General features: G+C 52.7%; 15 protein-coding genes and 1 riboswitch. Of the genes, 14 read left to right on the top strand and 1 reads right to left on the bottom strand.

Features of this window, described 5'->3' with window-relative positions; genetic code table 11:
- Positions 1–217 precede the first annotated feature (217 nt).
- The 9 genes from AC0YOB_RS19485 to AC0YOB_RS19445 all read left to right on the top strand — a co-directional run bounded on the left by AC0YOB_RS19485 (position 218) and on the right by AC0YOB_RS19445 (position 8,694).
- Positions 218–1,414 carry a ParM/StbA family protein gene (locus AC0YOB_RS19485; RefSeq protein WP_475794179.1) on the top strand — a complete coding sequence of 399 codons (1,197 nt, stop codon included), beginning with the start codon at positions 218–220 and terminating at the stop codon, positions 1,412–1,414.
- 55 nt (positions 1,415–1,469) lie between these two features.
- Positions 1,470–1,844, top strand: a complete 375-nt coding sequence (locus AC0YOB_RS19480) for a hypothetical protein (protein ID WP_475794178.1) — start codon at positions 1,470–1,472, stop codon at positions 1,842–1,844.
- Between the two features lie 600 nt (positions 1,845–2,444).
- Positions 2,445–3,173, top strand: a complete 729-nt coding sequence (locus AC0YOB_RS19475) for an amino acid ABC transporter ATP-binding protein (RefSeq protein ID WP_475788936.1) — start codon at positions 2,445–2,447, stop codon at positions 3,171–3,173.
- A gap of 29 nt (positions 3,174–3,202) precedes the next feature.
- Positions 3,203–4,108, top strand: a complete 906-nt coding sequence (locus AC0YOB_RS19470; protein ID WP_475794177.1) for a transporter substrate-binding domain-containing protein — start codon at positions 3,203–3,205, stop codon at positions 4,106–4,108.
- An 80-nt stretch (positions 4,109–4,188) separates the two neighbouring features.
- Entirely contained in the window at positions 4,189–4,842 is a 654-nt protein-coding gene (locus AC0YOB_RS19465) for an amino acid ABC transporter permease (protein WP_475769451.1), read from the top strand.
- Positions 4,843–4,857: 15 nt separating this feature from the next.
- Positions 4,858–5,508: an amino acid ABC transporter permease gene (locus AC0YOB_RS19460; protein ID WP_210039215.1), complete on the top strand. Its 651-nt coding sequence runs from the start codon at positions 4,858–4,860 to the stop codon at positions 5,506–5,508.
- Between the two features lie 22 nt (positions 5,509–5,530).
- Positions 5,531–6,823, top strand: a complete 1,293-nt coding sequence (locus AC0YOB_RS19455; RefSeq protein ID WP_475788934.1) for an ATP-binding protein — start codon at positions 5,531–5,533, stop codon at positions 6,821–6,823.
- 9 nt (positions 6,824–6,832) lie between these two features.
- Positions 6,833–7,744, top strand: a complete 912-nt coding sequence (locus AC0YOB_RS19450; RefSeq protein ID WP_210039214.1) for a response regulator — start codon at positions 6,833–6,835, stop codon at positions 7,742–7,744.
- Between the two features lie 131 nt (positions 7,745–7,875).
- The gene (locus AC0YOB_RS19445) at positions 7,876–8,694 is read left to right on the top strand and encodes an S-layer homology domain-containing protein (RefSeq protein ID WP_475794176.1); all 819 of its coding nucleotides are present in this window, start codon (positions 7,876–7,878) and stop codon (positions 8,692–8,694) included.
- A 167-nt stretch (positions 8,695–8,861) separates the two neighbouring features.
- Here the strand turns inward: AC0YOB_RS19445 and AC0YOB_RS19440 are convergent, their stop codons facing one another.
- A complete protein-coding gene (locus tag AC0YOB_RS19440) occupies positions 8,862–10,025 on the bottom strand; it encodes an epoxide hydrolase family protein (protein ID WP_475794175.1) in 1,164 nt (387 codons plus the stop codon).
- 263 nt (positions 10,026–10,288) lie between these two features.
- On the opposite strand from AC0YOB_RS19440, the gene AC0YOB_RS19435 reads away from it, so the two are divergent.
- The 5 genes from AC0YOB_RS19435 to queE all read left to right on the top strand — a co-directional run bounded on the left by AC0YOB_RS19435 (position 10,289) and on the right by queE (position 16,203).
- Complete coding sequence (locus AC0YOB_RS19435) at positions 10,289–10,888, top strand: TetR/AcrR family transcriptional regulator (RefSeq protein WP_475794174.1); 600 nt, start codon at positions 10,289–10,291, stop codon at positions 10,886–10,888.
- A gap of 68 nt (positions 10,889–10,956) precedes the next feature.
- Entirely contained in the window at positions 10,957–14,082 is a 3,126-nt protein-coding gene (locus AC0YOB_RS19430; RefSeq protein WP_475794173.1) for an MMPL family transporter, read from the top strand.
- Positions 14,083–14,158: 76 nt separating this feature from the next.
- Positions 14,159–14,203, top strand: a riboswitch (PreQ1 riboswitch).
- 167 nt (positions 14,204–14,370) lie between these two features.
- Positions 14,371–15,042, top strand: coding sequence for a 7-cyano-7-deazaguanine synthase QueC (gene queC / locus AC0YOB_RS19425; RefSeq protein WP_475794172.1), 672 nt, complete (start codon positions 14,371–14,373; stop codon positions 15,040–15,042).
- A complete protein-coding gene (locus tag AC0YOB_RS19420) occupies positions 15,039–15,485 on the top strand; it encodes a 6-pyruvoyl trahydropterin synthase family protein (RefSeq protein ID WP_475794171.1) in 447 nt (148 codons plus the stop codon). Before queC ends, AC0YOB_RS19420 begins: the two co-directional genes overlap by 4 nt.
- Complete coding sequence (gene queE / locus AC0YOB_RS19415; RefSeq protein WP_475794170.1) at positions 15,475–16,203, top strand: 7-carboxy-7-deazaguanine synthase QueE; 729 nt, start codon at positions 15,475–15,477, stop codon at positions 16,201–16,203. The genes AC0YOB_RS19420 and queE overlap by 11 nt, the downstream gene beginning before the upstream one ends.
- Positions 16,204–16,220 lie beyond the last annotated feature (17 nt).

The raw sequence follows: 16,220 nt of genomic DNA, 5'->3' as shown, positions 1-16,220 counted from the left end.
TTCTTGTATAGGGACGGATGGCCATAGACAGGCTGCATGCCAGAAACGGCCTTCATTATCCAGCATTTGCGCTGTTCATACAAGATTCGACCCCATCGTGAGAGAATTTTAACTTGGCGATTAGGACCATAGCGGGTTGTGCGAACATCACCTTGTATGGCAAAGTAATACTATCAGTATTTTTTACCATTGTTCTATAAATAGGAGGTAGTTTCTTATGAAATTCCATTTCTTTGTGGGTAACGATAACGGGAACAGCGAGCATGATCTGATCATTGACGGTAAACTGATTCAGCAGCCGAATGTGAATTGTACGGTGGACGAGCTTCCATGGAGCGAGGAGCAAGCGCCGGAGAGTTTCATCAAGAATCTGCAGGAGCAGCTGGTTGTCACCATTGATTCCCCGGCTGCGCGCCCCGGCATGTACTATGTCGGCAAATTCGCACTGGAGAGCGGGGAGATTCTGGATAATCTGCAGATCGGGATCGACCTCAAAAGCGACATGGATCTGCCGATCATTAACACGCTCGCGCAAATTGCGGCTCTGGCGGTGCAGAAGGCGTATGAGGACGAGAAGAAGATACCTGCGAATATTGAGGTAGAGGCGGATATGGCTACCGCGCTTCCGGTCACGCAGCATACGGACGAGACTTCGTTGAAATTCGAGAAGCGCTTCACGACCGGCTCCCACAATGTCACGGTGCATCTGGGGATGCAGCGGATCGGCGTGAAAATCGTATTCCCTTTCACCAAGGTCGTTCCGGAGGCGACGCCTGTCATCTTCGCCCTGCAGAAGGATGCCGAGGGCAACTGGCGGGAAGGCGAAATCTTCCAATCGTTCATCGAAACCTACGATATCGAGAAGAAGTTTAACGGCAGTTATTTCAAAGACAAGCGGATCCTCCATGTCGATATCGGCGACGGCTCGACGGAATATCCCATCACCGAAGGCAATAAATTTCTCCGCCAATTTGTTTACGGCAGCCATCACGGAGCGGGTTATGCGATTGAAGAGGCGCTTGACGAGTTCAACCGGCTGATCCATCTGACCGACAGCCCCCGGCAGTTTTTCAGCGACGTGCTGAAGAATCCGAAGCATAAATTCCATGCGCGCGCCATCAAGACGCTCAAGAGGCCGCTGGAGAGCCAGGTCAAGCAGATTGTTCAGAATGTCAAACGGCAGCTGACCAAGACGCGGAATGAGATCGATCTGATCTGCGTGTATGGAGGCGGCAGTATTCTGATGCGCTCGATGCTCCACCCTCTGCTTGAGGAGCTGTGCATGGAGCGGGAAATGAAGCTGCTGTATATTCCTGCCGACTATGCGGTCCAGATGAACGCGCTGGGACTGGACGCATTTGTACGCGGGAAAATTTACGAAGCGCTCAAGAACAAAGCGGTGCAGCCGGTTTAAGAGGGGCACCCCGCTTAAAGAATAATCCAAGGACACGAAGAAGGTGGATCATCCCGTGAAAAAAACGAAACTGCCCGGCGACAATATCAGCTTAAAAACAAAAAAATCGGAGGATCCTGCGGTCATGCAGTGGATTAACGCACAGACCAATTTGATGGACTCTCTCCGTTATTTAATCGAGAACGAGATAAACCAGAGCGGTGTCCGTAATCTTCAAGCCTATATTCCAACCGAACGCAGCACCTTGAATTCCTCCGGATCAGCGCAGCTGCAGAATCTGAACAGTGGCGCATTGAGTGCCAACCGCGAATTGGCGGCAGGCTCTGTGAGTCCGGATGACAGTGCAGCGGCCGCAGCGTCGGAGGAGCCGGATTCCTCGAATACTGTCGAAGATGAATTCGACGATGAGGATATAGAGGCGTGGACGTAGGAGAGCAATTGTTGCGGAAAAGAATTTCTTGGAAACATTAAGCAGTATAAAGTATTATTAAGAAATACCTGGTAATACCTAAAAATGCCTGTCTGTCAATGCGAAATCCCATAATTCGGCAGATACAAGCAGGAAATTTCAAATTTCCATAGGGCAGTTTACTGAGCATTCTTTAAATGGTCATAGATTTTATGCCACTTTATAATATTTAGTATTACCAAGTGATGCTGAGTGATTCTAAGAATCACCTGACACCACTTTTCGTTGCTTGAATTTCATCATTCAGGCTGATCATTTAAAAGCATAATTTGACGCAGGGTCCGGACGGTTGTCCGGACTTTTTTTGACATGATTTTATAATTTTTCATGGCATCAGAAGACGTCGGAAATTAAGATTTCCCCTGCCTGTGGATAAGATGTGCATAAGATTGGGGGTAAGTGTTTTGTGAATATTTGCGTCGGATTGCATAGGTTTGCGTAGGTTGGGGTTCAAAATGAACTATACGTCATATTCCCTCACACATAACTAACGGTTTAGGGATAGGGAAAAGGTTTGGCCGCTCTTCAGGCAAGCATCCAGGTTGGAAAGGAGAGGGTCCGGTGATTTCATTTCGCGAGGTTGAAAAGTACTACGGCGATTTCCATGTGCTGAATGACATTAATCTTCAGATTGAACAAGGTGAGGTAGTGGTCGTGGTTGGACCGTCCGGTTCAGGCAAAAGCACGCTGCTTCGATGCATCAATCGTCTGGAAACGCTTAAAAGCGGGGAGTTGACCGTGAATGATTTCCCCGTACATGACAAGAAAACGGACATCAACAAGCTGCGGCGCAATATCGGCATGGTTTTTCAGCATTTCAATTTATATCCCCATAAGAAAGTGATCGACAATATTACATTGGCTCCGATGAAGGTGCTGGGACTCTCCAGACAGGAGGCCGAGAAAACCGCCATGTATTACCTGGAGAAAGTAGGCATCCAGGAAAAGGCGCAGCAGTATCCCTCCCAGCTGTCGGGCGGACAGCAGCAGCGCGTGGCGATTGCCCGGGGGCTTGCGATGAAGCCCGGCATAATGCTGTTCGATGAGCCGACATCGGCGCTCGATCCCGAGATGGTCGGCGAGGTGCTGGATGTCATGAAGGCATTGGCGGACGAGGGGATGACCATGGTGATCGTCACCCATGAGATGGGCTTTGCCCGGGAGGTGGCGGACCGGATCGTATTTATGGATAAGGGTCAGATCATTGAAGTGGCGGAGCCCGAGGAATTCTTCACCCAGCCTCGCGAGGAGAGAGCTCGCTTGTTTCTCAACAGGGTGCTGCGCCACTAGAACAACAACAAGTAAAGGAGAGGGTATAAATGAAAGCAAAACAATGGATGATGGCTGGCCTGATGCTGATGCTGGTTTCCGTATTGGTTCTGTCGGGCTGCGGCAATGACAAAGGAAGCAATAATGGCGGCAATGCGGCGAGTGGCGAAAATGCGGCCGCCGGCGGTGATAATGCGAATACGAGCGGTGCCGGCAGCGAGGCTCCGGCAGCAGGCTCCGCCATGCTGGATGAAATCAAGAGCAGGGGCAAGCTGGTGGTGGGCGTTAAATTTGATACGAAGCTGTTCGGCCTGAAGAATCCGATGAACGACGAGGTGGAAGGCTTTGACGTGGATATCGCCAAAGCGCTGGCCAAAATCATTCTCGGGGACGAAACCAAGATTGAGCTCAAGGAAGTAACCTCCAAAACCCGCATGCCGATGCTCAACAACGGCGAAATCGATATGATCATCGCGACGATGACCATTACGGAGGAACGGAAGAAGGAAGTCGACTTTTCGGACATCTATTTTAAAGCGGGACAGTCGCTTCTGGTGAAGAAGGGAAGTCCGATCAAGAGCCTGGATGATGTGACCAAGGATACGAAGGTGCTGGCGGTGAAGGGTTCGACTTCCGTCGATAACATTAAGGAAAAGGCGCCTGACGCTACCGTGCTGGAGTTTGAAAACTATCAGGATGCCTTCAGCGCGCTCAAGGCGGGACAAGGCGATACGCTGACGACCGATAACGCGATCCTGTACGGCATGGTTGCCCAGGACGGCAATTATGAGGTGGTAGGGGAGCCCTTTACGGATGAGCCCTATGGCATCGCGATCAAGAAGGGTGAAACGGCCCTTGTGGATGCGGTCAACGAAGGGCTGAAAACCTTGAAGTCAAATGGCGAATATGACAAAATCTACGAACAATGGATCGGGGAAGCACCCGCGGCGGAATAAAGCAAACGAAACGATTGGGAAAGGGTGGCTTTAATGCCGCCCTTCTTCTCATTCAGATCATCATGGCAAGGAGGATGCATATGCCGGACTTCTCAATCCTTACCGATAATTTCGATATCTATCTGGAAGGCTTCCTCAATACGATCTATTCCAGCGTTATTGCCCTGATCGGAAGCTTTGTACTGGGAACGGTGATCGCGATCTTCCGGATTTCCTCTGTTAAGCCGCTGCGATGGCTGGGATCGATTTATGTGGAATTTATCCGCAACATACCGCTGCTGCTGGTTGTTTTTGTTTTTTTCTATGGACTGCCATCACTCGGCGTTACGCTGAACGGGTTTGTCTGCGGAACGGTCGGACTCACCGTGTACACGGCTTCCTTCATCGCCGAGGTAATCCGGGCAGGCATCCGCTCTGTCCCCAGAGGCCAGACGGAAGCGGCGCAGGCTACTGGGCTTACCTATGTGCAGGCGATGAGGTATATCGTGCTGCCGCAGGCCGTGAAGATCGTTATTCCCCCGCTGAGCAACCAGTTCATCAATCTGGTGAAAAATTCATCGGTGCTTAGTGTTTTTGCGGGACTTGATCTGATGTATTTTGCAGATTCGGTGGCGAGCAGCACGCTGGCTACCTTCGATACCTATATATTTGTCGCGCTCTTCTACCTGGCGCTGACGCTTCCTCTGAGCTATATGGCACTTCATTTCGAACGCAAATGGGCCCGCAGCGGCTAGAAGGAGGGGGAACAGATGGATTTTGCCAATGCTTTCTCCACAGAGAACCTTATGTTCATCCTGGAAGGCTTCTATGTGACGCTGAAGGTCGCTTTTATCTCTATTGTATTAAGCTTTGTGCTGGGTTGTATTGTCGGCACGATTCGCTATACCAAAATGCCGGTTGTTTCGCCCATTCTCGGCATCATCGTCGAAATTCTCCGCAATCTGCCGCTCCTGCTCATTATTTTCTTCACACGCTTTGCCCTGCCGGATGTCGGCATCAAGCTGGGGGTTGTGAATGCGGCCATCGTGGCGCTGACCTTGTTCGAAGGGGCGATGATTTCGGAGATTGTCCGAAGCGGCCTCAGTTCCATCGATAAAGGACAGATCGAAGCGGCCCGTTCTTCGGGGCTCAGCTATGTTCGCACCCTGTGGCATATTATTCTGCCGCAAGGTCTGCGGCGCATGGTCCCGCCGCTTGTCAGCCAGTTTATTTCCCTGCTGAAGGATACGTCCCTGGCCGTCATTATTTCACTGCCGGAGCTGATGAACCATTCCAAGATCGTCATCGGCCAAAGCTATGATTATGTCTTTCCGGTGCTGCTGGTTGCCGCAATCCTGTATTTTACGGTAAACTATGCCCTATCACTGCTATCGAGAAGATTCGAGTCCAGATTGTTATAGCCTTGTGATAGGGGGAAACGGTTTGCCGGAACGAAAACGCCACTACGCCGAATGGGCGCAGATGCTTCTGGTTGCCATTGTGACCGCGGTTGCCGGAGAGTTCAAAATAACGCCTTTCAGCGGAGAGGTATTCCGGATTGGCCTTGGAAGCAGCGCCTTTCTGCTGTGCCTGCTGTTGATGAGGCAGCTGCCTTATGTGTACACAGGGATTGCAACCGGTATTATGGTGCTTCTCTTCCGTACTCTGAAGGACGCGGTGAACCTCTTAGATTTGTTTTCATTTGAAGCAAGCCTGCATACCCACTTCTCCGCGGCGATCTATTATATGATATTTGCAGTGGGGATGAGCCGGATCAAGCCCAAATTATCCGAGTTTCATCCGCTGCTGCTCGGCGGCTTTATTACCTTGATTGAATTTACGTCGAATGAGCTGGAGCTTCTAATCCGGAGCATCATGTTCGGTTATCGGTACCTGTATTCCTCGCAGTGGCTGCTGCTTGGAGCCACCGCCGTGCTGCGCAGCTACTTTATCGTAGGGCTGTACAGCAGCATTACGATCAGCCAGATGAGAGTGGTCCATAACGAGCAGCAAAAAAGAATGGAGCAGATGCTTAATATCGGCTCCGGCCTGTACGGCGAAGTCTTTTATTTGCGGAAATCAATGGACACGCTTGAGCAGATTACGGCCAAAAGCCACAATTTATACGGCAAGCTGAGCGAATCCGGAGAAAAAGCGAACAGCCGCTCGATGCTGGAAATTACGCAGCAGATCCATGAGGTGAAGAAGGATTCCCAGCGCATACTGGCCGGTCTGCTGAAGCTGTTTGACCGGAAGACGACGACAGAGATGTCCCTCTCGGAAATCGTTGATTTTGTGTTCCGCTCGAATCACGGCTACGGCCAGATGCTCCGGAAGGAAATCCGGATGGAGCGTGAGATCAGAGCCGACTACGTCACCGATCATTATATTCTGCTGCTGACGGTGCTGAATAATCTCGTATCCAATTCGGTAGAGGCGATTGATAAGGACGGCCGGATTCGCATACGAATAGATGAGCGGGGAGCGGAGACGGTGATTGCGGTCTCGGATACGGGGACGGGCATTGCCGAGCAGAACAGGGAAATTATTTTCGAACCGGGTTTCACGACAAAATTCAATCAGGCGGGTTATGCGGCGACAGGCATCGGCCTGTCCCATGTCCGGGATATCGTGCATGCATTTGGCGGGAAGCTGCATCTGCAGCCATCGGAGCAGGCAGATGACACCACTTTTGTTTTGGTCTTTTCGACTGATTCATTGAAAAAAGGAGTGTGAGGAACCAGGATGCTCTCATTTGGCATTGTCGATGATGATTCCGCGAGCCGGTTAATGCTGCAGTTCATTATTGAAAAAAGCGGACTGGGTGAGGTGGTGATATCGGCCGGGAATGGGACCACTGGCGAGAAAGGCATCCTGATCGCAAAGCCGGATGTTGTGCTGATCGATCTATTGATGCCGGATCAGGACGGTATTGAAACCATTTACCACTTGAAGCAGCATGGCTTCGGAGGCAAATACGTGATGATTTCGCAGATCGAAAATAAAGAAATGATCGGCAAGGCCTATCAGGCGGGCATTGAATTTTACATTCAGAAGCCCATTAACCGGGTGGAAGTGGAGGCCGTGCTGTCCCGGGTCCATGAGCAGTGGAAGATCGGCTGTTATCTGGGCGAAATCAAGGCGTCCCTGTCGAAATTGAACAGCCTGAGCCCAGAGCTGGGCAGCAGCCCGAAGAAACGGACGGCCCGTGAAATTATCCAATCGATCCTGATGGACCTGGGTATTATCGGCGAGGGCGGCAGCCGGGATATCGTTGAAATTATGGAGCATCTGGTCCATCGCCAGCACCCGGAGACGCTCCCCCCTTTGAAGGAGCTGTACGAGGTCGCAGCCCAGGCGAATAAAGGCTTTGACAGCGATACGGAGAAAGAAGGCAAAGCCGTGGAGCAGCGGATCCGGCGTACGGTCATGGGGGCTTTGACCAATCTTGCCAGCATCGGACTGACCGACTACAGCAATCCCAAATTCGAGCATTACGCGCCGCTGTATTTTGACTTTCAGGACGTGCGCCTGAAGATGAAGGAAATGGATGAGAATCTAAAAACCGATAAAGGAAAGGTGAACATCAAAAAGTTTATGCAAGTCCTGTATATGGAGGTGCTGGATCGTGTAAGGGATGAGCAGCAGCAAATGTAATAATACGATGAAAAATTTGGCTGAGCCTGCTTCGTCTGCGTCTTAAAGCAAAACCAGGCTGCAACATCCGGTTGGTTGTGTACGTTATAAGGATAACAAATACAACAAGCTGCCGGATGAGGAGAATGAATATGAAGAAGATAGTATTAACTTCAGCGCTCTCAGTCGCCCTGATTATGCCTGTGGCTGGTCAGGCCTTTGCTGCAAGCACTTTCACGGATATCGACAACAGCACGGCCAAGACTCAAATTGAAGCCCTGCAGGATAAAGGGATGGTCAATGGTATAACGGCGACCGAATTCCGCCCAGCCGCCGAGCTGACTGCGGCACAAGGAATCGCCATGGTTGTCAAAGGCATGCAGCTGAGCCTGGCGGCAATCGACTTCAATAAGGCGCCTACAGCAGAAGGCTACTACACTACGGTAACCAGCGACGCCTGGTATGCGGACAACTTCGTAGTCGCACGGGCCAACCAGCTCGATATTCCCGGGGATATCGATCCCAGGGCCCCGATGACCAAGGAAGCCTTCGTTCATTATCTCGTGCAGGGTCTGGAGAAAACCGGGCAGTATCCAACGGTCAAAATGTTTATCCCGATCGAAGATGAGAAGGATATTACGGTTGACTTCCAGGGCACAATTCAGCGCGCATTGCTCTACAAGCTGACAGCGCTGGATGATAAAGGCGAGTTTCATCCGCAGGCATTAATCACACGCGAGGAAGCGGCGGTTATGCTGTTCAATGCCGCTGAATTTGTGGAGAGCCACAAGGACATGGATAACGGAGCAGGCGCCGGCAGTGTTGAAGGCACGGATGACGTTGACGGAGCCGGCCTGACAGACGGTTCCCGACCAGCGGACGGCTCCGATGCGGCGGGTGGAACGGACGGAGCCGCCGGGACGGATGCGGCGAACGGCACCGATGCGGGCGTAGGCGGAACGGAGGGTTAAGCCAAACAGCTGCAAATAGCTGGCGGAGTTAGAAGCAGCTGCTTCCATATGCGCGATCATTATTTACCGGCTTTCTTACAAAAAAGGATAGAGCGATCAGATTAACATCTGATTCTCTATCCTTTTTGTTTTAGTCGCCCATTTGGAATCTTCCCGCAAGCTCCCTCTTATCTGAAGCGGCGGAAGAAGGCCTGAATGTCGGGAGCCAGAAGATCCGGCGCATCCATGGCGGCAAAGTGGGTGCCGCGGTCGAATTCCGACCAGTGCGCAATGTTGGTATTGTCGCGCTCCGCGAAGCGCCGGATGGATTTGAAGTCATGGCCGCAGACAGCCAAGCCGGTCACAGCCGTATTCGGCCCTTCCCCGCCCTGCTGATTATGCGCATTCTCGTAATACAGGCGGGCGGAGGATTCGGCTGTATTGGTCAGCCAATAGATCATAACATTCGTCAACAAAGCGTCGCGGTCAATGAAATCGATGTGGTCGCCGAAGCCATTGAACAGCTCGGCAATCCAGGCGAGCTGACCGGCTGGTGAATCCGCTTGCCCATAGGCAAGCGTCTGCGGGCGGGTCGACTGAATGGCGTTGAAGCCTGCCCGCTCATGGAAATTGGCCAGAAATTGCAGGCGCTTCTGATCGTCTTCGGTCAGTCCGGCCATCTCTGCCGGATCGCCGGAAGGGAAGGAGAACAGCTGCAGCACATGAATGCCGAGAAGACCATCCGGCTTCCGGATACCCAGCTCGCGGGATACAAGCGAGCCCAGGTCGCTGCCATGAGAACCGTATCGCTCATAGCCCAGACGGTTCATGAGTTCTGCCCAGGCTCTGGCGATGCGGGAGATGTCCCAGCCCGGTTCAAGGTCAGACCCGGAGAAGCCGAAGCCCGGCACGGAGGGAATCACGAGATGGAAGGCATCCGCCGGATTGCCGCCGTGGGCCCGGGGATTGGCAAGCGGTCCGATCAGGTCGAGGAACTCGGCAATAGAGCTCGGCCAGCCATGCGTGAGCAAGAGCGGAATCGCGTCAGGCTCAGGCGAACGGACATGCATGAAATGGATACGGGCACCGTCGATTGTCGTCGTGAATTGGGGGAATTCATTCAGTCGCGCTTCGTGCTTGCGCCAGTCGTATTTATTCTGCCAGTACTCTGCCAATTCTTTCACATACGCCAGCGACACGCCGTATTTCCAGCCTGCTCCGGGCAGCGCATCAGGCCAGCGGGTATGGGACAAGCGGTACTGCAGGTCATCAAGGTCAGCCTGCGGAATATCGATCTGGAAAGGACGGATTTCAGTGTCTGCGGCTTGTGGTGTTGGTTGAATCATTGTCATTGGTGGTGCCTCCTCGGGTTTGGTTTAACTTGTTCTTCGCTATATTTCTATCTTAAGCCATGCACCCTGACAGCTGTATGTCAGGGTGCAGAGGGGCTGAAAAACAGCCCGACGCCTTTATTAGTTGAACATTTGATGAACATTCCCAAAATAGCGGGCTTGTCAGAGGGAAGAAGGCTTGCGCCCGGACTTGGCAGCCCTATATAATTATCATAAATTCAAAAGTAAACGGGTGTTTATTTATGCAGGTCCTCAAGGATGAAATGAAAAAGAATATTCTGCGCTCTGCCCTGCTGGAATTCAAGCAGCATGGCTACAGGGACGCTTCCATGCGTCAAATCGCGCATACAGCAGGCATCACGCCAGGGAATATTTATCGGTATTTTGCCAGCAAGGAAACGATTCTCCATGAGCTCATCCAGCCCACCTACGAGAGATTCGTCGGATATGTGCTGGAGATCAGGCAGGATATGGACAATACCCACACCAAGGAAGCGGACAGCTCGCTGATTTATCTCCACAAGATACAGGGCACAATCGTGAAGCTGTTCAACCAGTCGAGTCCCGAGCTGTCCATTCTGCTGAACAGGAGCGAAGGCTCCAAGTATGAGAATGTGAAGCAGGAGCTGACGACGGTCATTTTCTCGATTCTGGAAAAGGCCTTTCACACGTTCCAGAACAGCGGAATCGCACGGCGCCAGGAGGAAGAGAATCAGGCAGCGCGGATGATAGCGGCGACCATTGTGGAGGGCATGTGCATTATTTTGCGGGATTATGAGGATGGGGATACGATTGAACGGCTGGTGGATGAGCTGATCCGCATCTACTTCGCGGGTATCGGCGACAAAATAAACAGAAGCTAGGATCTAATTTTTTTTGCTTCAATAATGAACGGCTGTTTACTATGGGTATTCGGGAGGAATTGCTGCTTATGCAAAAAATCATCAAATGGCGCTGGATTCTATTAATAGTCTGGCTCGCGGCCACTGTGCTGCTGACGGTATTTCAACCGGATGTAAATGCGATTTTGCAGGAAAGAGGGCAGGATCCGCTTGCCGACAACAGTCCCTCCAAGATGGCGGCTTCGATTCTGAAGGATATGACGGGTGCGACGGGCACGAGCAATATTGTCGTTTTTCATAACGAGAATAAACTTTCCGACGAGGATATGAAGGGCATTGAAGCGGGCATTGCCAACCTGAAGGCCCACCAGAAGGAGCTTGGATTCGATGAGCTGGTGGACCCCTTTTCGCTCCCTGAGGCGAAGTCATCGCTGATCTCCGGGGACGGGACGACGCTGATGGCCAGCTTCAGCCTGAACAAGGATGGCCGCGGGGTGGATTTGATCCAGGAGCAGTTCGATGCGGTGCTGAAGGACGTGAAGGTCCCGTATTATTTGAGCGGGGAGGACTTTATCCAGAACGATTATATTAAAGCCTCAACATCCGGAGTGGAGAAAAGCGCCATTCTGACGGTTATTTTCATTCTGGCCGTTCTCATTATTATGTTTCGCTCCATTATTATTCCGTTTGTATCGCTGGCGGCGGTCGGCTTCTCCTATTTGTGCTCCATGGGGATCGCCGCACAGGTCATTGATAAGCTGAATTTCCCCGTGACGAGCGTCACGCAGATGCTGCTTGTGCTCATTCTGTTCGGTATCGGAACGGATTACAATATTCTGCTGTTCAACCGGTTCAAGGAAGAGTTATCGCATGGCCGGACCATTGACGATGCCATTATCCACACGTACCGGACAGCAGGCAAAACGATTTTGTACAGCATTCTGACGGTGTTCATCGCTTTCGCGGCGCTGAGCTTCTCGAATTTTGGCATATACAAGTCTGCGAATGTGGTCGCCATCGGCACGGTCATCCTGCTGCTGGAAATTGTCACGCTGACTCCATTCCTGATGAAGACGCTGGGCACCAAATTGTTCTGGCCGTCGAAGAACGTGGCCGCAGGCCACAAGGAAAGCAAGTTCTGGGCGGGCCTTACGGCTATCTCCGTCAAGCATCCCATTGTCGTCACGGCTGTTATTCTCATCGCGATGATCCCGGCGGTGATGTTCAGCTCGCAGAAGCTGTCCTTTGACCAGCTGGGGGAGCTTGGAGACGGTTATCCGTCGACCAAGGGCTTCAGCATTGTAGCCGAGCATTTCAGCAGGGGGCAGGCGCTGCCGACAACGGTCGTGATCAAGGACGACAATGTGCTGAATACGAATGAATCGCTTGGCGTCATTGACAAGCTGACCGACAGGCTCAAGGGCATCGAGGGGATCAAGCAGGTGTCCAGCATCACGCAGCCGCAGGGCGAGGCGGTCGATGACTTCTATATCAGCACCCAGACGGAAAGCGTCACAGAGGGTATTGCGGCGTCCAGGGATGGTGTCGATCAGATCCAGGGCGGCCTGCAGCAAATGAACGACAGGCTGCAGAGTCCCGATTTTGCCAACGTCCAGCAGCTGGTATCGGGTACGGGGGAAGTGCAGCAGGGTTACACACAAATTACCGATGCGCTGAGCCAGGTATCCTCCGGCATCAGCCAGGGCGCGGATGGGGCAGTGGATCTCAAGGACGGGATTACCTCTTTGAAGGCCGGGCTGAAGACCGTCGCAGCGAACACCTCCAAGCTGTCCGGTGGGATGTCCGCGCTGCAAACCGGTTATACTTCTCTGGCAGACGGATACAAGAAGCTGGAAGGCCAGCTTCCCGGCATCCAGCAGGGGCTTGGCGGAATGAACGGGCTGATCGGCAGCCTTGGAACCAAATACAGCGAGCTGAGCGGAGATCAGGAATATATTACGCTGAAGAAGACGGGAACCGATCTGGAGACAGGCATCGCCCAGCTTAGCGGCGGTCTTCAGGAGCTGAACAGGAATGTTGTGAAATTGAACACCTCATTTGCCCAATCGGCGGGCGGGCTGAAGCAGATTGCTTCTGCGCAGTCGCAGATGGTGACGGGGCTGTCGGCTCTGGAGAGCGGCGCGGGCAAGCTGGCAACGGGTCTACAGGCAGGCAGCTCGGGAAGCAAGGAAATCGCCGTTAATATGAAGAAGCTGAACGCGGCTCTCGCAAGCATCAAGGACGGTCAGCAGCAGCTCAATACGGGACTGTCCCAGCTCTCGGGCGGCATGGCGCAGCTGAAGGACGGTCTCGGCCAAAGCGGCAGCGGCCTTGGTGATATCTCGGACGGCCTCGGCAAGACGGGCGAATTCCTGACGCAGCTGAAGTCGTCCAGGACATTCTTCATTCCGCGCGAGGCGCTGGAGAGCGCGGATTTCAATAAAGCGGTGGACAGCTTTATGTCCAAGGACCGTAAAACAACCAAGCTCATTGTCGTGCTGGACAATGATCCTTATTCTCCGGCAGCCATGGACACCATCGAGAAGATCAACAAGGAGTTGGTCGGGAGCCTGAGCGGAACGGCGCTTGCCGATGCCGAGTACGGGGCTGCCGGACCGAGCTCGACCACTTATGATACGAATAAGGTGCAGATCGAGAGCTTTAACGGCACAGCCATCATCGTCATTATCGGGGTGTTCCTCGTGCTGCTGCTGGTCATTCGCGCGATTCTGCCAACCATTTATATCATTTTGTCTCTGGTCGCTTCCTATTATGTTGCGATGACGGCCACCAATATTGTGACGCATTATATCATCGGCGCCGATGGCGTATCGTCCTTTGTTCCTTTCTTCTCCTTCATCATCATTATTGCGGTAGGTGTGGATTATAGTATCTTCCTGATGATGCGCTACAAGGAGGAGGGCGTGATGGAGCCAAGAGCGGCTATCGTGCAGGCAGCCAAGCATATTGGCGGAGTTATCATCTCGGCTATGATAATTCTTGGCGGAACCTTCGCGACGCTCATTCCATCGGGTCTTGTCCTGCTGGTGGAGCTGGCCAGTGCCGTCATTGTCGGTCTGATCGTGCTCTGTTATGTTTTTCTCCCTATGCTTCTGCCCGCGCTGCTTGTCCTTCCGGATGCCAAAAGCAGGAAAAAGGCCGCAAGCGAAGCCAGTCCACTTCATGCTGTAAGAGCGAAAACTGGAAATGGGTAGTATTGTCCCCTGCCCCCTGTTAGTGCTACAATAAGCAGCAACAGCATAAAAATCCACAGCATGCGTCGAGGCAGCTGTGGGAGAGGTTCTAGCAACACCCTCTATAAAAAACTAAGGGAACGGTACCTCCTTAGGTGCCGTTTTTTTATGCCGAAAATATTGATTCCCATTATATGCGATTCGAAGGAAGAAGCTGTATCGATGGAAAAGACCGGCCGGGAAAGGAGTAGATGCGGTACATGCGTCTCTATAAGCTTTTGCCCGGTAATGGCAGAATAGGAGAGGAAGATGATAATGAATGAGCAGAAAGCAGTTGTTGTTTTCAGCGGCGGGCAGGACAGCACGACCTGTCTGTATGATGCCATGAGGCGTTTCCGCGAGGTGGAGGTCGTGACCTTCAACTATGGGCAGCGCCATAAGCTTGAACTGGAAAGCGCAGCGCGTATTGCGTCTGATCTGGGCATCCGCCAGCATGTGCTGGACATGTCCTTGATCAATCAGCTGGCGCCGAATGCGCTGACAAGAGATGATATTGCCATTGACCAGAAGGAAGGAGAGCTTCCTTCGACCTTTGTGGACGGGCGGAATTTGCTGTTCCTGTCCTTCGCCGCAGTACTGGCCAAGCAGCAGGGTGCGCGCCATATTATAACCGGCGTCAGCCAGTCCGATTTCAGCGGTTATCCGGATTGCAGGGATGTGTTCATCAAATCGCTGAATGTGACCTTGAATCTCTCCATGAATTACGAATTCGTCATTGAAACGCCGCTCATGTGGCTGACAAAAGCGCAGACATGGCAGCTCGCGGATGACCTGGGCGTATTCGAGCAGGTGCGGAATAATACGTTAACCTGCTATAACGGCATTATCGCGGATGGCTGCGGAGAATGTCCGGCGTGCCTGCTGCGCGCCAATGGACTGCGGGAATATGAAGCGGCCAAAAGCGGGGGACGGCGCTTATGATTCAACAAATCTACCCGTCCACCCAGCATCCCTATCAGTACGAGCTTAACAAGGATATGCAGTTCGCCGCCGCCCATTATGTTCCGGGTCCGGGCGCGGGGCACTGCGGCAATATGCATGGCCATACGTATTTCGCCAATGTAACGATTGCCGGGAACGAGCTGGACGAGAACGGGTTTCTCGTCAACTTCTCGGATATCAAGAAGCTGATCCATGACCGTTTCGATCATTCTCTGCTCAATGAGCACACTGCATTATTCAGCGATCAGGACCCAGACCGGTATCCGACTACGGAAATCGTCGCCCGTACGATGTTTGAGCTTATTCAGGAATTTCTGGACCGTATGCCGTCGAAGCCGCGCTGCGTGCAGATTTTTTTGCGGGAGACGCCGACCAGCTACGTGGTGTTCCGTCCTGCAGCGGGAGGTTCCTATGGCTCCTAGCAAATTTCCCGTCATTGAAATATTCGGTCCGACCGTACAGGGAGAGGGAATGGTCATCGGCCAGAAAACGATGTTCGTGCGCATGGCCGGCTGCGACTACCGGTGCTCGTGGTGCGATTCCGCCTTTACCTGGGATGGCTCGGGCAAGGCGGAGATCCGCATGCTGAGCGCAGCGGAAATCGCCGCCGAGCTCGACAGCATTGCGGGCGACACCTACTCGCATGTAACGGTATCCGGAGGCAATCCGGCGCTGCTGCCTCATCTGAATGAGCTGATCGAGCTTCTGCACGGCAGCGGAATCGGAGTGGCGCTGGAGACTCAGGGAAGCATCTGGCAGGACTGGTTTCTGGACATTGACGAGCTGACGCTGTCGCCCAAACCGCCAAGCTCCGGCATGAAGACGGACTGGGATGTGCTGGATACGACTGTCGGCAAGCTCAGTGCTCAAGAGCGGAATTTCAGCTTGAAGGTCGTGGTGTTTGATGAAACGGATCTGCAGTATGCGATTTCCGCCCATCAGCGTTACAACGGGGTGCCTTTCTATGTGCAGGCGGGCAACGAGGATTTGAAGGAGCAGGATACATCACTCCTGCTGCAGGCGCTCCTGTCCAAGTATATGTGGCTGGTGGAGCAGGTTATGGCATCGGCGGAATTGACCAGGATTCGGGTGCTGCCGCAGCTGCATGCCTGGCTTTGGGGCAACAAGCGGGGATTTTAACCAAGAGGGGGAGAAAT

The organism is Paenibacillus sp. JT31N17 (genome assembly GCF_056269255.1).
This window is presented reverse-complemented; position numbering and strand designations above follow the sequence as displayed.

Coding starts and splice junctions, on each gene's coding strand:
- AC0YOB_RS19450 (WP_210039214.1), top strand. CDS start 6,833: ATGCTCTCATTTGGCATTGTCGATGATGATTCCGCGAGCCGGTTAATG.
- AC0YOB_RS19445 (WP_475794176.1), top strand. CDS start 7,876: ATGAAGAAGATAGTATTAACTTCAGCGCTCTCAGTCGCCCTGATTATG.
- AC0YOB_RS19440 (WP_475794175.1), bottom strand. CDS start 10,025: ATGACAATGATTCAACCAACACCACAAGCCGCAGACACTGAAATCCGT.
- AC0YOB_RS19465 (WP_475769451.1), top strand. CDS start 4,189: ATGCCGGACTTCTCAATCCTTACCGATAATTTCGATATCTATCTGGAA.
- AC0YOB_RS19420 (WP_475794171.1), top strand. CDS start 15,039: ATGATTCAACAAATCTACCCGTCCACCCAGCATCCCTATCAGTACGAG.
- AC0YOB_RS19460 (WP_210039215.1), top strand. CDS start 4,858: ATGGATTTTGCCAATGCTTTCTCCACAGAGAACCTTATGTTCATCCTG.
- AC0YOB_RS19470 (WP_475794177.1), top strand. CDS start 3,203: ATGAAAGCAAAACAATGGATGATGGCTGGCCTGATGCTGATGCTGGTT.
- queC (WP_475794172.1), top strand. CDS start 14,371: ATGATAATGAATGAGCAGAAAGCAGTTGTTGTTTTCAGCGGCGGGCAG.
- AC0YOB_RS19430 (WP_475794173.1), top strand. CDS start 10,957: ATGCAAAAAATCATCAAATGGCGCTGGATTCTATTAATAGTCTGGCTC.
- AC0YOB_RS19435 (WP_475794174.1), top strand. CDS start 10,289: ATGAAAAAGAATATTCTGCGCTCTGCCCTGCTGGAATTCAAGCAGCAT.
- queE (WP_475794170.1), top strand. CDS start 15,475: ATGGCTCCTAGCAAATTTCCCGTCATTGAAATATTCGGTCCGACCGTA.
- AC0YOB_RS19485 (WP_475794179.1), top strand. CDS start 218: ATGAAATTCCATTTCTTTGTGGGTAACGATAACGGGAACAGCGAGCAT.